The following is a 20,687-nucleotide window of genomic DNA, read 5'->3' as shown; positions in this document are numbered from 1 at the left end:
TCTTCCCTGCAACCGCGACATTCTCCAACTCCGAAGAAGAACAGGAAGTCCGCCAGGCGCAGGACCGCTACTCTACCCCCACCACCCCGGCAAGATCAACTCACCGACCGGAAGGGCATTTCGCTCGCCAGCACCGACGCGCTGACCTGCAATAAGTTACACACCGTTGAGGCTGAGTCCCAAATCGCCAGGTCAGCGGTCCGACTGTGCGGTCAAGCGCCGATCTTGGCGCCGGCGAAGGTCTTCTTACCGCGGCGCAGGACGAGCCACTTGCCGAACAACAGGTCATTCGAACCCGGCGTCCAGTCCGCGTCGGTAACCTTGACGTTGTTCACGTAGGCACCGCCCTCGTCGACGGCCCGGCGAGCGGCCTTGTTGCTGTCGGCGAGTCCGGACGCGACGAGGAGCTCGACGATAGAGGGCGTGGCACCGGCGTCGAACTCGGCGAGGCCCGTCTCCCCCAGCGCGGCGGCGAGGGTGGGCTCATCGAGCTCGTTGAGTTCGGCGCGCCCGAACAGTGCGCGACTCGCCAGCTCCGCGGCGGCCGTCTGGTCTGCACCGTGGATGAGGGTCGTCAGCTCTCGAGCGAGGCGCTTCTGCGCCTCGCGGAGGAATGGCTTCTCGGCCGTGAGCTTCTCGAGCTCCTCGATCTCCTCCCGGCTCAGGAAGGTGAACCACTTGAGGAACTTCACGACATCGGCGTCAGCCGTGTTCACGAAGTACTGGTACCAGGCGTACGGACTGGTGAGCTCAGGATCGAGCCACACGCTGCCGCCCCCGGTCGACTTGCCGAACTTCTTCCCGTCGGCCGAGGTCACCAGCGGCACCGTCAGCGCATGGGCCGTACCACCGTCGACCTTCCGGATCAGGTCGACGCCGCCGATGATGTTGCCCCACTGGTCGGATCCGCCGATCTGGAGCACGCAGCCGTACTTGCGGTACAGCTGCAGGTAGTCGTTGGACTGCAGAAGCAGGTAGCTGAATTCGGTGTAGCTGATTCCGTCGGATTCGAGGCGCCGCTTCACCGTGTCACGCGCGAGCATGACGTTGACGGAGAAGTGCTTGCCGATGTCGCGCAGGAACTCGATGGTCGACATCGGGGCGGTCCAGTCGTTGTTGTTGACCAGAACGGCACCTGTGTCGGAGTCGTCGATGGTCACGAACCGCTGGAGCTGGCCGACGATCTTGTCCGCCCACCCCGCGACCGTGTCCACGGAGTTCATCGTCCGCTCGCCGACGTCGCGCGGATCACCGATGAGTCCGGTGGCGCCGCCCGCCAGCACCACGGGACGGTGACCGGCGAGCTGGAACCGGCGCAGAGTCAGCAGCGGGACCAGGTGTCCGGCGTGCAGGCTGGACGCGGTCGGATCGAAGCCGGCGTACAGCGAGATCGGCTTCTCCAAGGTCTCGCGCAACGCTCCCTCGTCGGTACTCTGCCCGATGAGTCCGCGCCAGATCAGGTCGTCGAGGATGTTCTCGGCCACCGGCGGTTCACGCTTCCTTTCCGGTGAAGCGGGCGTGCTCCTCATCTGAGACCGCACGCGCGTCGTCGATCAGCATGTCGGGGATCCCGTGGGCGTCGATGGCATAGGCGACGCGCAGACGCGGGTTGTAGAGTTCGTCGCCCGCATCGATCAATTCACCCAGATCCTGGGGGCACACCAGTCGGTCGCGAACCACCGGATCGATGCCCTCGGCACGTGTTGCCATCAGCTCCCACTTCGTCTCGTCGATCGCGCCGCTCATCGCCTGTCGCGAGCGGCGCCTACCGCCTTCAGGCTACTCGGCGCCACCATCGTCTCCGGCGGGGAGCGCCGTCCAGTCGATGGTCGCGGCCGCGGACGCCGTGTAGCGGCGATAGCGACCGTCCTGGTCCCGATACCAGACCCGCGGTCCGGGCTTCGGCAGACCGCGCGCCGCGATCCGGCTGGTCATGGCCCGGAACGACTCCGACAGCGGGATGGAGTCGGCGACCCACACCAGGTGCGGGCGCTCGGCCGCGGGAAGCTCGCCCAGGCCGACGCGGATCTGGGTCGGAGTGAGCGACGTCGCGCCGCCGCGCAGCGTGACGGCGGCGACGGCGAGCTGCTCGCCCGGCTCGCCGACCGCGTACACCGCGGCGAGTTTGATGTCCGGGATCAACGAGAGCGCATGTTGGATGGGCACCGGATAGATCGGGCCCGACCGGCTCCGGATCACCGCCTGCGCCGATCCCATGTACCAGAGGTCGCCGTCGGCGTCGGATTGGAACAGACTCCCCCCGACCTCCCAGCGATCGTGCGGGCGGAACACGTCGCGCAGGACCAGACCCGCCGCCTCGAAGCGCTGGCCGGCGTGCGCGACCAGCATGCCGACCTCGCCCGGCCCCGCTTCCCGGACGAAGCCGGTGTCGCGGTCGATCTCCATGCGCTCGGCCACCGGGTCGTAGGCGGCGACGCGCACCGGGTTGGTCTCGGGCAGGGCACGGCCCATCGCTCCGATCTTGCTGTCGTCGACATTCGCCAGGATCGCGGATCCGTCCGCGGTGGCGAAGAACTCGAGCACCCGCGCATTCGGCAACGTCTCGCGCAACCGAGTCCACACCCCCGCCGACAGTCCGGAACCCATGAACAGGCGGACGCTGCCGAGCTGACCGGGATCGAACTCCGGCGCGTCGACGATGTCGGCCAGCATGTTCCAGGTGTACGAGACCACGGTGACGCCGTAACGGCGCACTTCACGGGTGAATCGCTCGGGATCGATCCCCGTGGACAGCGCGATGCGCGACCGCCCGGCGGCGGTGGCTCCCAGCGTGGTCAGCAGACCCGAGGCATGGTGAAGTGGCGGCAGGCAGTAGACCGTGTCCCGGTTCGACAGTCCGGCCGCGGCGGCAGCACCGAATGCGGACATGGCGAAGCGATGGTTGGTGACCGACCACCGATTGAGCCGGCCCTGCGTCTCGGTGAACAGGATGAACGCGAGGTCGCCCGCCAGTCCGGGGTCCGGGCGGTACCAGACCGGCATACGGACGCGTTCCGGGTCGATCTTCTCCATGTCGACGATGTGCTCACCGTCAGCGCGCTCGATGGCACGGGCGTCGCTGCTGCCTCCACCCAGCACCAGCACCCGGTCGCACACGGCGGCCGCACGGTCGAGGTGAACCGGATCGGAGACGATGATCCGCGTCTCCGCCAGGGTGAGCATCTCCGGCAGCGCGTCGCTCGACGAGAGCAGCACCGCCACGGCGCCCAGTCGCGACAGCGCGGCGATCGTCACCAGGGCGGACGGGCGCGGGTCCATCATGAGGCCGACGTGCACCCCCGGCCGGATGCCGCACTCGATGAGGCCGGCGACCACGTTGTCGATCCGCGCGTTGACCTGAGTGTGCGTCAGCACCCGGTCCTCGAACAGAAAGACCTCGTCGTGGGGCGTGCGCTTCGCGTTCTCGCTCATCAGCTTGCCGAGCGAGACGCGGGTCGACGGCTGGATCTGGCCGAGCCGGAACAGCCGCGGAACGGTGCGCACCGACTCGGTCGCCACGGCCCGGGTGGTGCGCTGGAGCGAATTGACCGCCTCGAGAAGCTCCTTGGAGACCGCGGTGCCCGCACCGGCGACCTGTCCGACACCGTAGGTCAGCCGGTTGCTCCAACTGATCCCGCTTCCGGACTCGCTGCGAGTCCTGCTCATCGGCGTCACCGCCGCCGGCTGCTCTCCGTTGCCCTCGCGCCATTGGATCCACTCGCCGACCGTCGGCCAGGTGAGACGTCCGGCGTTCGATCCGACGACGAGACCGAAGTGCCCGACCGGCGCGGCGGTCTCGTACACCTCGGCGTCGGGCGCGGCGCGGACGATGCCGCGCACGGCCAGTGGCTGACCGATGTCGTCGGTCTCACCGACGAAGGCGAGGACCGGGCAGGTGATCTCGGTCATCGACACCACTTCGCCGTCGATGACGAAGCCACCCGACATCATGCGGTTGTGAACCACGAACTGGCGGAGCAGTTCGGCCACGGCCGGACCCGACCACGCGACCCAGCCCTCCTGCTCGATGAATCGTCGCTGGTCCTCGCGCGGCAGCAGGGCGTCGCGATCGTGGAGTTTGCGCAGGAAGTCGATCCGGCTGCGGGCCGTCTTGACCGGATCGGCCAGCTGGAACCCGGTGCGTGCCAACCAACTCGGGATCCACAGTCGGTTGAAGACATTGTCGGCGACGAACTCCGCACCGGGAACCACGAGCTGTGCGGGCAGGCCCAGCGGAAGGGCCGCCAGTACGTCGACCGGACTGCCGAAGGTGACCACGCTGGCAAGTCCCTCTGAGCGCCGGTAGGCCGCCGTCTGATAGGCGAACATGCCGCCCTGCGAGTATCCGCCGAGGTGAACGTCCTGGCCGACGACCCGCCGGACCAGATCGATCACCCGGCTGATCGCCACCACGTGGTCGGTGAGCGTGCGCTCCATCCCGCCCTCTTCGTGGTCGGGCGAACCGAAGTCGACCACCCAGGGAATCACCTTGTGCCGGTACAGAACCGAGACTGCGCCGTTCTCCTGCGTCACGTCGTAGACGTTGGCCGACACCATCATCGGCGGGATCAGGATGATGTGGGCGAAGCCGTCGCCGGCGTCGTCTGGAAAGTACCGGCGGAGGCGGTACATCTTCTCGGTCTCGACCACCTTGTAGGGTGTCGGCTCGGTGCCGGTATCCAGGCCCCCCATCCGAATGACTTCGAGACCGTTCTGTGCGGTCGCGACGATCCGTCCGACCGTGCCGGCGACATTTGGCAGACCCTTCACCGCGGTAACTCCCCTCACCACTTCCGATGCCGCGGCCGCCGACTGATTCGGCGTGTGCGAGCACGTGCAGTGTACTAGTCGCCGAATCCGTCACGGCCGTCACCGACTGTGAAGTACCCGCGAGTCGGCGCGTACGGTGATGCCGGTTACCTGCCCGGACACGCCGCGCCGGAGTCAGGCGAGCGCCGTCCGGAGGTCGGCGATCGTGGCGTTGGCCACCGAGATCTGGCGCTCCACCTGCGACGAGGCGGTACCGCCGAAGGCATTGCGTGACTCGATCGAGCCCGAGACCGTCAGCACCTCGCGCACCTGCGGCGTCAGCGCCGGATTGATGCGGGCCATCGTCTCATCGTCGAGTTCGTCGAGTCCGACCCCGCGGCTCTCGGCCTCACGGACGCAGGCGCCCGCCACCTCATGCGCGACCCGGAAGGGAACACCTTGGCGGACAAGCCATTCCGCGATATCGGTCGCGAGGGTGAAACCGGCCGGCGCGAGTTCGGCCATCCGGTCCGGATGGAAGGTCAGGGTGCCGACGAGTCCCGCCATCGCCGGCAGCAGCAGTTCCAGCTGCGCGACGGAGTCGAAGACCGGTTCCTTGTCCTCCTGCAAGTCGCGGTTGTACGCCAACGGCTGGGCCTTCAGCGTGGAGAGCAGACCGGTGAGGTTGCCGATCACTCGACCGGCCTTGCCGCGTGCCAACTCGGCGACGTCGGGATTCTTCTTCTGCGGCATGATCGAGCTGCCCGTCGACCACGCGTCGGCCAACGTCACATAGCCGAACTCCGGGGTGCTCCAGAGGATCACGTCCTCCCCCAGGCGGGACATGTCGACCGCGACCATCGCGAAGACGAAGGCCGCCTCGGCGGCGAAGTCGCGGGAGCTGGTCGCGTCGATGGAGTTCTCGGCCGCACTGGCGAAGCCGAGGTCGGCGGCGATAGCCTCCGGGTTCAGCCCGAGCGACGAGCCGGCGAGCGCACCCGACCCGTAGGGCGAGACGGCGACGCGCCGATCGGCGTCCACCAGACGCGCGACGTCGCGCAGCAGGGGCTGGGCGTGCGCGAGGAGAGTATGGCCGAGGAGCACCGGCTGGGCCGCCTGCAGGTGCGTCTTACCCGGCATCACCACACCCGGGTTGGCGGCGGCCTGGTCGACGAGCGCCTGCGCGAGGTCGAGCACGCCCGCGCCCACCCGCCGCATCGCTGCCCGCAGCCACATCCGGAACAGGGTCGCGACTTGGTCGTTGCGGGACCGGCCCGCGCGCAGCCTGCCACCGAGTTCGGGGCCGACCCGTTCGATCAGCCCGCGTTCGAGCGCGCCGTGTACGTCTTCGTCCGACTCCGCGGGCACGAACACGCCCGCGGCGACGTCCGCGGCCAGACGATCGAGTCCGGCCTGCATGGCCTCGGCGTCCGAGTCCGTCAGTAGACCCGCCGTCGCGAGGACGCGGGCGTGCGCCTTCGACGCCTGGATGTCGTACGGGGCCAACGCCCAGTCGAAATGCGTCGACTTGCTCAGCGCGGCCATCGCCGCGGCCGGGCCGTCGGCGAACCGGCCGCCCCACAGAGCCCCCTCGTTGGTGCCCTCGTGGCTGTTCTCGGACGATGTGGTGTCGGATGTCGACATGAGGGCAGTACTCCTCGCGTGGGTGTGTTTCGGTTCGGTGGTCGGTGAGCGCGTTCGCTCAGCCTACGATCTGGAGACCAGTCCCTCGATCCGCGCGGCCAGATCGGCGCCCGTGAGCGGCCGTCGGGCCAGGACGAAGATGGTGTCGTCGCCGGCGATGGTGCCGACGACTCCGGGCAGTCGCGCGCGGTCGAGCGCGCTGGCGAGATAACCGGCGGCGCCGGGCGGTGTGCGGAGCACCGCGACGTCGCCGGACGAGTCGGTCGACACCAGCAGTTCGGACACCAGTCGCGAGACCCGGTCGGTTCCGCCGGACACGCCGCGGACCGGACTGCCGTCCTCGGGGACGGTATAGACCCCCGCGCCGCCGTCGGCGGCGCGCAGCTTCACCGCGCCGAGTTCGTCGAGATCGCGCGACAGCGTCGCCTGGGTGGCCTCGATCCCCAGCTCGGCCAGCTTCTGCTGCAGTTCGCCCTGGCTCCGGATCTGTTCGGTCGCCAGGATCTCGACGATCCGGGCGTGCCGGCCGGCCCGCGTGGCGGCGAGCCTCGCCGACTCGGCCCGGCGGGCAGCGGTTCGGTCGGGGTCCGCGCGGTCCACTAGCGGTCCATCAACCAGGCCAGCAACGCCTTCTGGGCGTGCAGGCGATTCTCCGCCTCGTCGAAGACGACGCTCGCCGGACCGTCGATCACCTCGTCGGTGATCTCCTCGCCCCGGTGCGCGGGCAGGCAGTGCAGCACGATCGCCTCGTCCGCGGCGTACCCGAGCAGCTCCGAGTTGATCTGGTATGGACGGAAGGGACCGACCCGGTCGAGCCCGTCGCCCTCATGCCCCATCGAGACCCACGTGTCGGTGACGAGGACGTCGGCGCCGGTCGCCGCAGCGATCGGGTCGCCGATCAGTTCGACGCTGCCGCCGGTCTCGGCCGCGCGCCGCCGCGCCGCTTCGACCACGGCCGGATCCGGTTGGAAGGCCGTCGGTCCGCTGACCCGGACATGCATGCCCGCGGTGACGCCGCCGAGCATCAGGGAATGGGCCATGTTGTTGGCGGCGTCTCCGAAGTAGGTCAGCGTCAGGCCCGCGGCCCGACCCTTCCGCTCGATGATCGTCTGCAGATCGGCGAGCACCTGGCACGGGTGGAAGCTGTCGGACAGAGCGTTGACGACGGGAACGGTCGCGTACTCCGCCACCGCCTCGAGGCGGTCCTGACCGAAGGTGCGCCACACGATCGCGTCGACGAACCGCGACAGCACCCGGCCGGTGTCTGCGAACGACTCGTCACGGCCCATCTGCGTGTTCGCGCCGTCGACCACGACGGCGTGCCCGCCGAGCTGGCTGATGCCGACTTCGAAGGAGAACCGGGTCCGCGTGGAGTTCTTGTCGAAGATGACTCCGACAGCGCGAGGGCCATCCAGCGGGCGGAACCCGAAGCGGTCGCGCTTCATCCGCGCCGCCAGCTCGAGCACCTCCGCCTGTTCGGCGGGTGTCAGATCGTCGTCGCGCAAGAAGTGCCGAGTGTTCTCTGTCATGTCACGCATTCCCATTCTGTGCGTCGATCGCAGCGTCGAGGATGTCCGGCAGGTCGGCGACGAATCCGGCCGCCTGCTCGTCGGTGAGGATGAGCGGAGGCGCCAGCCGCAGCACGTCGGGCGCGGGTGCGTTGATCAGGTACCCGGCCGCCCGCGCGGACTTCTCGACGCTCGCCGAGATGCCGGAGTTCAGCACGACGCCGAGAAGCAGACCGTCGCCGCGCACACCCGCGATCTGCGGATGGCCGAGCTCCTCGATGCCGTCGGCGAGCGATTTCCCGACGCGCTCGACGTGCGAGAGGAGGTCGTGGTCGTCGATGTAACGCAGGACGGCGAGCGCGGCGGCGGCGCACGCGGGATTGCCTCCGAAGGTGGTGCCGTGCTGGCCGGGCTCGAACAGCGCCGCCGCCGGCCCCGTCGCCACCACGGCACCGATCGGCATGCCGCCGCCCAGGCCCTTGGCGAGGGTCATGACGTCGGGCACGATTCCCGCGCGCTGGTGCGCGAACATCCAGCCCGTGCGGCCGATACCGGTCTGTACCTCGTCGAGCATCAGCAGCGCACCGTGCTCGGCGGTGATCGCCCGTGCCTGAGCGAGGTAGTCCGGGGGCGGGACCACCACGCCGTTCTCGCCTTGGATCGGCTCCAGGATCACCGCTGCGGTCCGCTCGGACACGGCGGCGCGGAGCGCCTGCGCATCGCCGTAGGGAACGAAGTCGACGCCGGCGGGCATCGGTTCGAAGGGGGCGCGCTTGGCCGGCTGCCCGGTCATCGCGAGCGCACCCATGGTGCGGCCGTGAAATCCCCCCTCGGCCGCGATGATCTGCGGTCTGCCGGTCCTGCGGGCGAGCTTGAAGGCCGCCTCGTTGGCCTCCGTGCCGGAATTGCACAGGAAGGCGCGGGCCCCGTGGCCGACGGCCGCGCAGAGCCGCTCGCCCAGTTCCACGACCGGCTGCGAGATGTACAGATTCGACACGTGGCCGAGAGTCGAGAGTTGAGCGGTCACCGCCTCGACGATGGCCGGGTTCGCATGGCCGAGCGCGTTCACCGCGATGCCGCCGAGCAGGTCGAGGTACTCCCGGCCGTCGGCGTCGTACACGACCGCGCCGTCGCCGCGCACCAGCGCGACCGGCGGGGTGCCGTAGTTGTTCATCAGCGCAGCGGACCACCGCTGCTGCAGGGGTGCGGTCACTGCCGTCCTCCATCGGGATCGTCGGCGACGACGGTGGTTCCCGACGTCGACGCGGTGAGCAGGGCGGCCAGCACGGAATGCGCTTCACGGCCGTCGATGACGTGTGCGGCACCGATCCCCTCCTGAACGGCGCGCATGCAGGCCTCCATCTTCGGCACCATGCCGGAGTCGAGGGAGGGCAGAAGTGTCGCGACCTCACCCGCGGTGATCGTCGAGACCAGCGACGAGCGGTCCGGCCAGTCGGTGTAGAGACCCTCCACATCGGTCAACATCACCAGATGCTCGGCACCGAGCGCTGCAGCGACGGCGCCCGCGGCGGTGTCGGCGTTGATGTTGTGCACCTGGCCGTCGGCATCCGGCGCGATGGTCGAGATCACCGGGATCCGGCCGGCCGCGATCAGGTCGTCGACCGCGGAGGTGTTGACCGCCGCGATGTCGCCGACCAGCCCGATGTCGGTGGGCTCTCCGTCGACCATCACCGTCCGGCGCGTCGCCGTGAACAGGTGGGCGTCCTCGCCGGTGATGCCGACGGCGTACGGTCCGTGCGCGTTGATCAGGCCGACGAGTTCACGGCCCACCTGGCCGAACAGGACCATCCGGACGACGTCCATGACCTCGGGCGTGGTGACGCGGAAGCCGCCGCGGAACTCGCCTTCGAGACCGAGGCGTGCGAGCATCGCGGAGATCTGCGGACCTCCGCCGTGCACCACCACCGGATGGATGCCGCACGCGCGCAGGAGGACCATGTCGGCGGCGAACGCCGTCTTCAGGTCGGCGTCGACCATCGCGTTTCCGCCGTACTTGACGACGACGCGCTTGCCGTGGAGCGCCTGCAGCGCGGGCAGCGATTCGGCGATGACGCCGGCCTTCTGCAGCGGTGTGGCGGTGCTCAGCGGTGAGGTGTCAGTGTTCGTCATGACGAGTAGGCCGAATTCTCTTCCACGTAGGCGTGCGACAGGTCGGTGGTGCGGATGGTCGCCTCGGCGTCCCCGAGGCCGAGGTCGGCGACGACCTCGATGCGATCGCCGGAGAGGTCGACATCGCGGGCCCCGGGCACTCCGGTGCCGTTGCGGCAGATCGGAGAACCGTTGAACGACACCGTGATCCGATCGGGATCGATGGTCACAGGCGCGGCGCCGATGGCGGCGAGGACGCGGCCCCAGTTCGGATCGGAGCCGAAGAGCGCGGTCTTGACGAGCGAGTCGCGCGCCACCGACCGCGCGATCACCAGCGCGTCGTCCTCGGTCGCCGCGCCGGTCACGGTGATCGCGATCCGCTTGGTGACGCCCTCGGCGTCGTTCTGCAGCTGACCGGCCAGATCGTCGCACACGGCGAAGACCGCGGCGTCGAGCTCGGCCTGGGAGACCTCGATCTGGCTGGCGCCGGACGAGAGCAGCAGCACTGTGTCGTTGGTGGAGATGGAGCCGTCGACGTCGAGACGGTCGAAGGTGCGCGCGGTGGCGCGGCGCAGCGCGAGGTCGACCGACTCCGCGCTCACCTTGGCGTCGGTGGTCAGCACCACCAGCATGGTCGCGAGCGACGGGGCGAGCATGCCCGCACCCTTCGCCATGCCGCCGACGTTCCAGCCGCCGGTGTGGTGCAAGGCCACCTGCTTCGGGACGGTGTCGGTGGTCATGATCGCGTAGGCGGCGTCGGTCCCGCCTTCGAGTCCGCCGCCCATCTCGTGCACGATCTCGGTGACTCCGGCGAGCACCTTGTCCATCGGCAGCCGCTCGCCGATCAGGCCGGTCGAGCAGACGGCCACCTCGACGGGCCCGGTCTCGGTACCCCAGCTCGACAGCGTCGACGCGACCGCTTCCGCGGTGGCGTGCGTGTCCTGAAAGCCCTCGGGCCCGGTACATGCGTTCGCTCCACCGGAATTGAGGATCACGGCGCGCAGAGACCGGTTCTCGATTACCTTCTGCGACCACAGCACCGGTGCGGCCTTGACCTGATTGCGAGTGAACACCGCCGACGCCGCCAGGTCGGGGCCCTCGTTGAACACCAGCGCGAGGTCGGGCTTCCCGTTGGCCTTGATCCCCGCCGCGATTCCCGCCGCCCGGAAGCCCAGCGGCGCCGTGACGCCCTGGCGGCGGGTCATCCGCGAGCCGACCAGGAGATCGATGTCCGGCACGGGGACGGTCTGGGTGTCTGTCACGGTCGGGTCCTTCACGCTGTTCGAGCCTGTCTCTGCTTCGGTCACGGTGCCACTCCCACGGTCGCCAGGCCCTCGCCTTCGCCCCAACCCAGGGCCAGGTTCATCGACTGGACGGCCGCACCGCCGGTGCCCTTGGTCAGGTTGTCGACGGCGCCGACGGCGACGAAGGTGCCGGACCGCTCGTCGACGGACAGACCGATCGAGACCATGTTGGTTCCGACCACGGACCCGGTCTCGGGGAACTCTCCCTGCGGCAGGAGATGCACGAAGGCCTCGTTCTCGTATGCCTTCTCATAGGCCGACCGGAAATCATCGATCGACGCGTCGGTGCGCGCGGTGCACGTCGCGAGGATGCCTCGCGACGTGGGCACCAGCACCGGAGTGAAGGAGACCGACACCGGGAGCGATGCTGCCCGCGAAAGAGCCTGCGTGATCTCCGGAGTGTGCCGGTGCACACCGCCGACACCGTAAGCGCGGACCGATCCGATCACCTCGGACGCCAGCAGATTCACCTTCGGCGCCCGGCCGGCACCCGAGGTGCCCGACATCGCGACGATGGTGACCGCCGGTTCCACCAGGCCCGCGGCCAACGCGGGCAGCAGAGTCAGAATCGACACCGTCGGATAGCACCCGGGCACCGCGATCCGGCTCGCTCCGGCGATCACGTCCCGGTTGCCCGGCAGTTCCGGCATGCCGTACGGCCAGGTGCCCGCGTGGTCACCGCCGTAATAGGCCGTCCACTCCGAGGGGTCCTCGAGCCGGAAGTCGGCGCCGCAGTCGACGATCAGGGTGCTGGGAGGCAGGGCATCGGCGATCGCAGCCGACTGTCCGTGCGGCAGCCCGAGGAAGACCACGTCGTGACCCGCCAGAACCTCCGGCGTCGTCTCCTCGAGCACGCGGTCGGCGAGCGGGAACAGGTGGCGGTGATGCTCACCCAGCCGCGTGCCGGCGTTTCCGCCCGCCGTCAGTGCGCCGATCTCCAGTTCACCCGAACCCAGGCGCGGATGCCCGCACAGCAGTCGGAGGATCTCACCGCCCGCATAGCCGCTCGCACCGGCGACAGCAACCTTGATAGTCATGAAATCATTATGCACTACAGCGCAAAATAATTCACCTAGTCGTGCTCCGCGTCAGCGCAAGCGGGCGCCCACGACCTCGCCCGCATGCGCTACCGCAGCCATCTTGGCCTCGGTCCCCTCATCCTCGGTGAGCGTGCGGTCGGCGGCGCGGAAGGTGAGCGCGAAGGTCAGGGACTTGTTGCCTTCGCCGACTTGAGCACCGACGTAGACGTCGAAGAGCGAGATGGATTCGAGCAGTTCTCCCGCGCCGGCAACCAGCGCATCCTGCACGTCCTGGGCGGCCACGTCCGCGGCCACCACGACGTTCACATCCTGCAGCACGGCGGGGAACGGCGACACCTTCGGCGACGGCAGGTTCTGGCGCAGCGGCAGCGCGTCCACGTCGATCTCCACCGCGCACAGCCGCGCGGGCAGACCGGTGCGTTCCAGCACCGCCGGATGCAGTTCCCCGGCATGACCGACGACGACGCCGTCGACCTCGAGCCGAGCGCAGCGGCCGGGGTGCCAAGGCCGATGGTCGTCGGCCACGAGTTCGAGCTCCACCCCCGCGGCCCGGCCGATCTGCCGAGCCGCCTCGAACGCGTCGTAGGCGTCCGCGGTGCGGCCCGGCCCGAGCGGACCCGCCGGCTCGCGCAATCCGGTGAGCAGGACGGCCACGTGCAAGGGCTGGTCGGGCAGGGATGCGTCGAGCGCCGTCTGCTCGGCCTCGGTGGGCCGGCGCGTCACATCCAGCGGGGGCACGGTCGGACCCTGCTGACCGCCGATGACGACCTGACCGATCGTGTACAGCGCGAGATCACGGCGGCCGCGGGCGATGTTGCGCGCCGCCATCTCCATCAGTCCGGGCAGCAGAGTGGTGTTCAGCTCCGGCCGGTCGGACTCGAGCGGATTGAGCACGGAGACGGTCCGGCGGCGGACGTCGTCGGCGGGCAGATCCCATGTATCGAAGACGTCTGCGGGAAGGAACGGGTAAGGCAGGACTTCGACGTACCCATCGGTGGCCAGGCCGACGCCGATGGCACGGCGACGGCGCTGAGCGGGGCTCAGCCCGCGACCACCGGTGGCTCGCGGCACCACGGCCGGGATGTCCTCGAGACCCTCGAGTCGCAGCACCTCCTCGACGAGGTCGGCACGCTGGCGCAGGTCGGGTCGCCACGACGGCGGGGTCACCAGCAACGGCGAGTCACCGTCGACGACGCATCCCACCTCGCGCAGACGCGCGGCGGTGGTCCCAGCCGGGTACTCGACACCGGCGGTCGCATCGGGAAGTCCCGGGTCGATCTGGATGGCGGCGGAGGGAACGGTCGCGGTACGGACGTCCGACAGCGGACCGGCGACGCGGCCGCCCGCCAGTTCGGCGATCAGCGCGGCGGCCCGGTCGGAGGCCACCGCGGTGATCTCCGGATCCACGAGCCGTTCGTAGCGCTTCGCCGCCTCCGACGACAGCTTGTGGCGCTTGCCCGTACGGAACACCCGCACCTGGTCGAAGTTGGCCGACTCCAGAAGGATGTTCGTGGTCTCGTCGGAGACCTCGGTCGCGGCTCCACCCATCACCCCCGCGAGGGCGATCGGGCCGGAGTCGTCGGCGATCACCACATCCTCAGGGTCCAGCTTGCGCGTGACGCCGTCGAGAGTCTCGAGGGTCTCCCCCGCTCGTGCGGAGCGGACGCTGACCGTGCCGCGGATCTTGTCCGCGTCGAAGGCGTGCAGTGGCTGACCCAGTTCGATCATCACGTAGTTCGTGACATCGACGATCGCGGAGATCGGCCGGATACCCGCCACCATCAGTCGTTTGGCGATCCACCACGGCGACGACGCCGTAGCGTCGACACCGGTGACGACGCGGGCGGTGTAGCGGGTGGCGTCACTGTCGGCGTCGATCGCGACCGGGCATGACTCCCGATCGACATCGGCCGCCAGCGGCTCCCCGGCCAGACCGTGATCGACGTAGGGCACTTCGAAAGCACTGGCCAACTCGCGGCCGAGTCCGCGCATGGAGAAGGCGTAGCCGCGGTCGGGCGTGACGTTGACCTCGATCGCCGTGTCGGCCAGGCCGAGGACCTCGCGGGCGTCGGCACCGGGCTCCGCGGTCCCCGGTGCGAGCACCAGGATGCCGGAGTGGTCGTTCCCGATCCCGAGTTCGGTGACCGAACAGATCATCCCGTCGGAGGTCTTGCCGTACGTCTTGCGCGTGGCGATCGCGAAGTCGCCCGGCAGCACTACGCCGGGCAACGCCACGACCACCAGGTCGCCGACAGTGAAATTGCGTGCACCGCAGACGATGTCGCGAGGCGCCTCCTCCCCGACCGCCACCTGGCAGAAGCGGATCGGCTTCTTGAACTCGGTGAGCTCCTCGATGGCCTCGACACGGCCGATGACGAGCGGACCGGTGATCTCCGGGAAGGGCTCGATGTCCTCGATCTCGAAACCGACGCGTACGAAACCCGCGTCGATCTCCTCGGTCGAGGCGGTCCAATCCGGGGAGCCTTCGCGGAGGACCTCGGTCAGCCAGGACTTTGGGAGACGCACTTGTTCACCAACTACTTTCGTGTGATCGCTGCGAAGATTCTGCTAGAGGGCCGGACCGAACGGGAGGGTGAAGCGCACGTCGCCTTCGACCATGTCGCGCATGTCGGGCAGGTCGTTTCGGAACTGGAGGGTCCGCTCGAGTCCCATTCCGAAGGCGAAACCGGTGTACACGTCCGGGTCGATGCCGCTGGACCGGAGGACGTTCGGGTTCACCATGCCGCAACCGCCCCACTCCACCCATCCGGCGCCGCCCTTCTTTCCCGGGAACCACACGTCGACCTCGGCGGAGGGTTCGGTGAAGGGGAAGTAGCTGGCGCGCATCCGAGTGGTGGTCTCGGGACCGAAGAGCGCCTTCGCCAGCACCTCGAGCGTGCCGCGCAGGTTGGCCATCGTCAGGCCCTTGTCGACGGCCAGCCCTTCGATCTGGTGGAAGACCGGGGTGTGGGTCGCATCGAGTTCGTCGGTCCGGAAGGTGCGGCCGGGGCAGGCGACGTAGATCGGCACTTCGCGGCTGAGCATCGAGCGGACCTGCACCGGCGAGGTGTGGGTGCGCAGCACCTGCCGCGATCCCTCGGGCGCGATGTAGAACGTGTCCTGCATCGAGCGCGCCGGGTGGTCGGGCAGGAAGTTGAGAGCGTCGAAGTTGTGGTGCTCGGTCTCCACCTCGGGGCCCTCGGCGATCTCCCAGCCCATGCCGACGAAGACGTCGGCGATCTGGTCGCCGATCACCGTGATCGGATGACGGGCACCGCGGCTGCGGCGGCCCGATGGAAGCGTGACGTCGATGGTCTCGGCGACCAGTACCGCGGCGTCGCGTTCGGCGGTCAACGTCTCGGTGCGGGCGTCGAGTGCCGCCTGAACCCTGCCGCGGACCTCGTTGACGAGCTTGCCCGCCGTCGACCGCTGATCCTTCGGCAGCGTGGCCAGTGCCCGTCGCGCGAGAGCGATGGGCGACCGGTCACCGAAGTACGCGGCTTTGGCCTTGGCCAACGCCTCCAGATCGCCGGCGGCGTCGAACGCGGCGACGGCGTCCGCGACGGCCGCGTCCAGCTCGGCGCTGGTGGGGAATTCGTTGACAGCAGAATCGTCAGCCACCGGGCTCGCATCTCCTATTGCGTAGAGGCCTGAAAGAACTCGGGTCAAGGGTAGTCGAAACGACCCGCGCCCCTCCCCTCAGGCCGCCGTCGGCCGCCGTCGCGGGCCCGCCCCGGCGTCGACGTCGTCGTTCGCTCGGGAGACGGTGTCGCGCGTATCGGCCCGCTTATGGTCTACCGTCATCAAAACATCGATTTCAGCAGGTCGCACTGTTGGGGGCCGAGCAGAGGAAGGCAGCCAGTTGTCGAAAGCGCCGGGAACGACCATCGCCGGTTATCGCGTGGTCGAACTGCTGGGTTCGGGTGGCATGGGCGACGTCTACGTCGTCGAGAACGAACAACTCAGCCGCCGCGAGGCGATGAAGGTGATCTCCGTCGGAGGGGCGTCGAACCCCGATTTCCAGCAACGTTTCAGCAATGAGGCGCGGACGATGGCGGCACTCGATCATCCGTCGATCGTCACGATTCACAATTACGGGATCGCCGACGACCAGCCGTGGTTCACGATGAGTTTCATCGACGGACCCAATCTCGCCTCGGCGCGGCTGACTCCCGCCGAGGTGGTCCAGGCGATCGTGTAGGTGGCAGACGGACTCGACTACGCCCATTCGCGGTCAGTGGTGCACCGGGACATCAAGCCCGCGAACATCGTGGTCACCCGGTCGTCGGACGGCTCCCTGCACCGGGTGGTCCTTCTCGACTTCGGCATCGCCAAGCTCGCCGATTCGCCGCAGCTGACGGCGGTGAACTCGATCATCGGCACTGTCGCCTACACGGCTCCCGAGGTGATCGGCGGCGCCCACGCCGGACCTGCGTCGGACCAGTACTCACTCGCGTGCACCGCGTATGAGCTCCTGGCCGGGCGGCCGCCCTTCGCCGCCGAGAACCCGACCGCGCTGATGATGGCCCACGTGCAGCAGCCGCCTCCTCCGCTCGGCGCGGTGCGTCCCGACCTCGACGCGCTCACCCCCGTCCTGATCCGCGCGATGGCGAAGGATCCCGCAGCGCGATTCCCCGACTGCCGCGGCTTCGCCGCCGCGCTCGACGCGGCTCTGCGCCAGACCGCAGCCGGACAGCACACGATGGTGGCGCCGGTGGCGCCGCCCGGTCCGAGCGGACCCACCCCGGCACCCGCACCGACACCGGCTCCCACGCCCGCGCCGACCCCGTGGCCGGGACCGCAGCATCACGGCCAGGCGCCGGTGCCGTACGGCGACAGCGGCCCCCAGCCAGCCCCACAGTACTCCGGACAGGCGCCCTACCAGGCGGCACCGCACTACCCGGGCCAGCCCTACCCGGGACAGCAGTTCTCGGGACCCGGCCCCTTCCCCGGCGGACAGCAGGCGGGACCCGGCCCCTACGGATTCGCGGGACCACCGCCGCAGCCGCCGAAGAAGCGGCGGCGTATCGGCTGGATCGTGGCCGCCGTCGCCGCGGTCGCCGTCGTCGCGGTGGCCGCGACCTCGCCTCTGTGGTGGCCGTCGTCCGACGAGCCCGCCGCCGAGGTATACGCGACCCCGCAGATCGCCGGGGCGTACGGCAGCGAGTGCATGATCGGCTCCGGCAGCCTCTACTGCTGGGGCGACAACTCCAGCGGCCAGCTGGGAGACGGCACCACATCCGAACGCAAGACGCCGACCAAGGTGGCCGGGCTCTCGAACGTCACCGCGGTCTCGATGGGCGCCTTCGACTCCACGGGATCGAACTCCGCGGTCACCACCTGCGCGGTCGCGGACGAATCGCTGTACTGCTGGGGAGACAACCTCTTCTGGCAGGCCGGCGACGCCGGAACGATGAGCAAGAAGACCACCCCCTTCAAGGTGCCCGGGCTGGGCAAGGTGACCACGGTCTCGACGTCCAACTCCTCGACGTGCGCGGTCTCCGACGGCGACCTGTACTGCTGGGGCTTCTACTCGGGAGGGCAGCTGGGCAGTGGGTCGACCACCGACAGTCTGAAGACTCCCACGAAGGTGGCCGGGCTCTCGAACGTCACGGCGGTGTCCTCACGGGCCGGGTCGGTCTGCGCCGTCGCATCCGACGAGCTGTACTGCTGGGGGCGCAACTGGGACGGCCAGCTGGGCGACGGAAGCACCGACGATCACAGCACCCCCACCAAGGTCACCTCTCTCAAAGACGTGTCCGCGGTGTCCGTCGGTGGCGGCACCATCGACAACACCCCGTTCTGGAACACCTGCGCCATCGCCGAGGGCGCTCCGTACTGCTGGGGCAGCAACAAGAATCAGCAGCTCGGCAAGGACTCCGAGGCCAAGAAGAGCTCACCGGCGAAGGTGGAGGGTCTCACGGGCGTCAGCGGGATCTCCGTCGACATCGGAACGTTCTGCGCGGTGGCGGACGGCGACGTCAGCTGCTGGGGCAACAACCTCTACGGTCAGGTCGGTGACGGGTCCACCTCACAGCAGTACAGCCCCCAGCACGTGTCAGGCGTGAGCGACGTCCGCCAGGTCGTCACCTCCTACAGCGTGACGTGTGCGGTCACGGGTTCGAGTCAGTACTGCTGGGGTCTCAACAAGACCGGACAGCAGGGCGACGCGACGCGTACGGAGGATCAGATCACCACGCCGCACGAGGTGAAGCTCGCTGCATGATCAGCCGGCGTGCCTGCCGCGCCGGCCGATCGGCACCACCATCGGTGTGCCGCCGATCGGATCGGTGACGATCTGTGATTCGAGACCGAAGGCCGCCGCGAGCAGTTCCGGGGTCAGCACGTCGTTCGGCGATCCCTCGGCGACGATCTCGCCCGAGCGCATGACCACGAGCGAATCGCTGTAGCGGGCCGCGAGATTCAGATCGTGCAGCACCATGACCACCGTCTTGCCGTGCTCGGTGCGCAGTTCGTCGACCAGATCGAGGACGTCCACGGCGTGCGCCAGATCCAGGTAGGTGGTCGGCTCGTCCAGCAGCACCAGATCGGTCTGCTGCGCCAGCGTCATGGCGATCCACACGCGCTGGCGCTGACCGCCGGACAGGGAGTCGACGGCGCGGTCGGCCAGTTCGGTGGTCGAGGTCAGTTCCATCGCCTCGGCGACGGCGACCTCGTCCTCCCGCGACCACTGCCGATACCAGGACTGATGCGGGTGCCTGCCGCGGGAGACGAGATCGGCGACGGTGAGGCCGTCGGGCGCGATCGGGTTCTGCGGGAGCAGACCGAGGGTGCGCGCCACCTGCTTCGGCTTCTGCGTCGCGATGTCCTTTCCGTCGAGGATCACCACTCCCGCCGACGGCGACAGCAGCCGCGAGAGCGTGCGCAGCAGAGTCGATTTGCCACAGCCGTTGGGACCGACGATGGTGGTGACCCGGCCGGTCGGGATCGTCACGTCGAGGCCGTCGATGATCGTCGTGCCGTCGTATCCGACCGACAGCCGCTCGGCCGACAGCCGCGGTTCGGCGGAGCCTGCGATCACGGCGTCGGTTCGGTCGGCGACCTCCGGAGAAACTGACACCTCACACCCCTTCGATTAGGTTTCCGCACCATCGACTCCGATAGTAGCCTCACCTAACTTAGGTGAGTGAAGCCTATCCCTCCAAGACTGCCGCGTCCTCGTGTGCCAGATACACCCACGCACGGATGCCGGAGCTCAGCGTCACCTCGACGCGACGATAGTCGTCGACCTCGTACTCGTCCGCCGCACGCAGACCGGCGTCGTCGAGTTCCAGCCGGGCGCCGGGCACTTCCGCCTCGGGTGCCCCCGGCCGCAGAATCAGGTGGGTCGCGGTACCGCTCAATGCGATGACCTCGGGATCGGTGATCGTCACCGTGCCGATCTCGAAGCCCGGCAGGGTGTCGGGCTCCGTCGGCATCCGGGCGCCGAAGACGCCCTCCTGCACCGCGGGATCCGTCAAGGTGCCGTAGCTGAAGAGGACGTGCATTCCGGAATCGTACTGCCGCAAGGATTTCCGGAGAACCTCACCCGGCCAGGACCCCTCGGAGATCAGCGTCCGCGGTTCTGCACGCGGGAGCTGGCGTACAGGCAGATCGCGCTCGCGGCGGCGAGGTTGAGGCTCTCCGCGCGCCCGCGCAGCGGAATCCGGACGCGGTGGTCGGCGCCGTCGAGCACCTGCCCGGGCAGTCCGTGGGCCTCGTTCCCGAACAACCACGCGTGCGGCCGGGCGAGGACCTCGTCGGCGTCGTCGAGGCTCAGCTCGCCGTCCATCTCCGTCGCCAGCGTCGTGATGCCCGCCGCGGCGACGGCGGCCAGTGCACCCGCGACATCCGGTTCGCGGACGGTCGGGATGTGGAAGAGACTCCCCGCACCCGCCCGGACGCTCTTGCCGTTGTGCGGGTCGACGGACTCCCCCAGCAGGACCACCGCGTCGGCCCCCATGGCGTCCGCACACCGAGTCAGGGTGCCGAGGTTTCCCGGCTCGCGCGGCTCGACCGCGATGACCAGAAGCTTCGGTGAGCGCGCGAGGACGTCGCCGAGCGCCGCCGTCAGCAACTCGCACACCGCGAAGATCCCGGGCGCCGTCGACGTCTCGGACAGTTTGTCCGCCGCGCGGTGTGAGAGGCGCTGCACACGAACGCCCGCGTCGAGCGCACGGTGGACCAGATCGGCGTGCCGATCGGCGTCGTCGTCGCGCACCAGTACCTGCAACGCACGGCCGGTGCTCAGCGCCGCATCGACGGCATTGAATCCCTCGACGAGGAATCGGCCCTCGCTCCGGCGCACCGACGCGCGATGCAGCTTCGCCAAC

At 69.0% G+C, this 20,687-nt stretch carries 16 protein-coding genes and 1 pseudogene; 2 read left to right on the top strand and 15 right to left on the bottom strand.

Translation table 11 applies throughout. The features are described 5' to 3' along the window. Positions 1-212: 212 nt before the first annotated feature. The 12 genes from tyrS to pheS all read right to left on the bottom strand — a co-directional run bounded on the left by tyrS (position 213) and on the right by pheS (position 15,975). Entirely contained in the window at positions 213-1,529 is a 1,317-nt protein-coding gene (tyrS, locus tag Y710_RS14510; RefSeq protein ID WP_045539027.1) for a tyrosine--tRNA ligase, read from the bottom strand. Next, positions 1,492-1,710 carry a Trm112 family protein gene (locus Y710_RS14505; RefSeq protein ID WP_039867034.1) on the bottom strand — a complete coding sequence of 73 codons (219 nt, stop codon included), beginning with the start codon at positions 1,708-1,710 and terminating at the stop codon, positions 1,492-1,494. Before Y710_RS14505 ends, tyrS begins: the two co-directional genes overlap by 38 nt. 69 nt (positions 1,711-1,779) lie before the next feature. Beyond that, positions 1,780-4,770, bottom strand: coding sequence for an AMP-binding protein (locus Y710_RS14500; protein WP_006895477.1), 2,991 nt, complete (start codon positions 4,768-4,770; stop codon positions 1,780-1,782). Between the two features lie 174 nt (positions 4,771-4,944). Next, entirely contained in the window at positions 4,945-6,393 is a 1,449-nt protein-coding gene (gene argH / locus Y710_RS14495; protein ID WP_006895476.1) for an argininosuccinate lyase, read from the bottom strand. Between the two features lie 63 nt (positions 6,394-6,456). Further along, entirely contained in the window at positions 6,457-6,993 is a 537-nt protein-coding gene (locus tag Y710_RS14490) for an arginine repressor (protein WP_006895475.1), read from the bottom strand. Next, positions 6,993-7,922, bottom strand: a complete 930-nt coding sequence (gene argF, locus Y710_RS14485; RefSeq protein ID WP_006895474.1) for an ornithine carbamoyltransferase — start codon at positions 7,920-7,922, stop codon at positions 6,993-6,995. Before argF ends, Y710_RS14490 begins: the two co-directional genes overlap by 1 nt. 1 nt (position 7,923) lies before the next feature. After that, positions 7,924-9,114, bottom strand: a complete 1,191-nt coding sequence (locus Y710_RS14480; protein ID WP_082781331.1) for an acetylornithine transaminase — start codon at positions 9,112-9,114, stop codon at positions 7,924-7,926. Next, positions 9,111-10,031: an acetylglutamate kinase gene (argB, locus tag Y710_RS14475; protein WP_006895472.1), complete on the bottom strand. Its 921-nt coding sequence runs from the start codon at positions 10,029-10,031 to the stop codon at positions 9,111-9,113. The genes Y710_RS14480 and argB overlap by 4 nt, the downstream gene beginning before the upstream one ends. Continuing rightward, the gene (argJ, locus tag Y710_RS14470) at positions 10,028-11,215 is read right to left on the bottom strand and encodes a bifunctional glutamate N-acetyltransferase/amino-acid acetyltransferase ArgJ (RefSeq protein WP_231875753.1); all 1,188 of its coding nucleotides are present in this window, start codon (positions 11,213-11,215) and stop codon (positions 10,028-10,030) included. Before argJ ends, argB begins: the two co-directional genes overlap by 4 nt. A 98-nt stretch (positions 11,216-11,313) precedes the next feature. After that, on the bottom strand, positions 11,314-12,351 hold the full coding sequence (gene argC, locus Y710_RS14465) for an N-acetyl-gamma-glutamyl-phosphate reductase (RefSeq protein WP_006895470.1): 1,038 nt from the start codon (positions 12,349-12,351) through the stop codon (positions 11,314-11,316). 51 nt (positions 12,352-12,402) lie between these two features. Then, complete coding sequence (gene pheT, locus Y710_RS14460; RefSeq protein WP_062367759.1) at positions 12,403-14,880, bottom strand: phenylalanine--tRNA ligase subunit beta; 2,478 nt, start codon at positions 14,878-14,880, stop codon at positions 12,403-12,405. Positions 14,881-14,922: 42 nt separating this feature from the next. Then, positions 14,923-15,975 (bottom strand): phenylalanine--tRNA ligase subunit alpha, encoded by a 1,053-nt coding sequence (gene pheS / locus Y710_RS14455; RefSeq protein WP_006895468.1) that lies wholly within the window; start codon positions 15,973-15,975, stop codon positions 14,923-14,925. Positions 15,976-16,120: 145 nt separating this feature from the next. On the opposite strand from pheS, the pseudogene Y710_RS19170 reads away from it, so the two are divergent. Together Y710_RS19170 and Y710_RS19165 are read left to right on the top strand one after the other, a co-directional pair. Continuing rightward, a pseudogene (locus tag Y710_RS19170) lies at positions 16,121-16,972 on the top strand (serine/threonine-protein kinase); the annotation flags it as partial. Beyond that, positions 16,961-18,580 (top strand): hypothetical protein, encoded by a 1,620-nt coding sequence (locus tag Y710_RS19165; RefSeq protein WP_331709906.1) that lies wholly within the window; start codon positions 16,961-16,963, stop codon positions 18,578-18,580. The pseudogene Y710_RS19170 and the gene Y710_RS19165, both read left to right, overlap by 12 nt. Here Y710_RS19165 and Y710_RS14445 read toward each other — a convergent pair whose 3' ends face one another. The 3 genes from Y710_RS14445 to Y710_RS14435 form a co-directional block, all read right to left on the bottom strand. Continuing rightward, the gene (locus Y710_RS14445; protein WP_039867032.1) at positions 18,581-19,396 is read right to left on the bottom strand and encodes an ABC transporter ATP-binding protein; all 816 of its coding nucleotides are present in this window, start codon (positions 19,394-19,396) and stop codon (positions 18,581-18,583) included. Between the two features lie 112 nt (positions 19,397-19,508). After that, positions 19,509-19,862, bottom strand: a complete 354-nt coding sequence (locus Y710_RS14440) for a gamma-glutamylcyclotransferase family protein (protein ID WP_006895465.1) — start codon at positions 19,860-19,862, stop codon at positions 19,509-19,511. Positions 19,863-19,924: 62 nt separating this feature from the next. Further along, the gene (locus Y710_RS14435; RefSeq protein ID WP_006895464.1) at positions 19,925-20,686 is read right to left on the bottom strand and encodes a TrmH family RNA methyltransferase; all 762 of its coding nucleotides are present in this window, start codon (positions 20,684-20,686) and stop codon (positions 19,925-19,927) included. Position 20,687 lies beyond the last annotated feature (1 nt).

The organism is Gordonia sp. QH-12 (genome assembly GCF_001578675.1).
Lineage (GTDB): Bacteria > Actinomycetota > Actinomycetes > Mycobacteriales > Mycobacteriaceae > Gordonia > Gordonia sihwensis.
The sequence above is the reverse complement of the archived record's forward strand: the minus strand, read 5'-3'. Positions and strand labels throughout refer to the sequence as shown.

Coding starts and splice junctions, on each gene's coding strand:
- tyrS (WP_045539027.1), bottom strand. CDS start 1,529: ATGAGGAGCACGCCCGCTTCACCGGAAAGGAAGCGTGAACCGCCGGTG.
- Y710_RS14505 (WP_039867034.1), bottom strand. CDS start 1,710: ATGGCAACACGTGCCGAGGGCATCGATCCGGTGGTTCGCGACCGACTG.
- argH (WP_006895476.1), bottom strand. CDS start 6,393: ATGTCGACATCCGACACCACATCGTCCGAGAACAGCCACGAGGGCACC.
- argF (WP_006895474.1), bottom strand. CDS start 7,922: ATGACAGAGAACACTCGGCACTTCTTGCGCGACGACGATCTGACACCC.
- argB (WP_006895472.1), bottom strand. CDS start 10,031: ATGACGAACACTGACACCTCACCGCTGAGCACCGCCACACCGCTGCAG.
- argJ (WP_231875753.1), bottom strand. CDS start 11,215: ATGACCCGCCGCCAGGGCGTCACGGCGCCGCTGGGCTTCCGGGCGGCG.
- argC (WP_006895470.1), bottom strand. CDS start 12,351: ATGACTATCAAGGTTGCTGTCGCCGGTGCGAGCGGCTATGCGGGCGGT.
- Y710_RS19165 (WP_331709906.1), top strand. CDS start 16,961: ATGGCGAAGGATCCCGCAGCGCGATTCCCCGACTGCCGCGGCTTCGCC.
- Y710_RS14440 (WP_006895465.1), bottom strand. CDS start 19,862: ATGCACGTCCTCTTCAGCTACGGCACCTTGACGGATCCCGCGGTGCAG.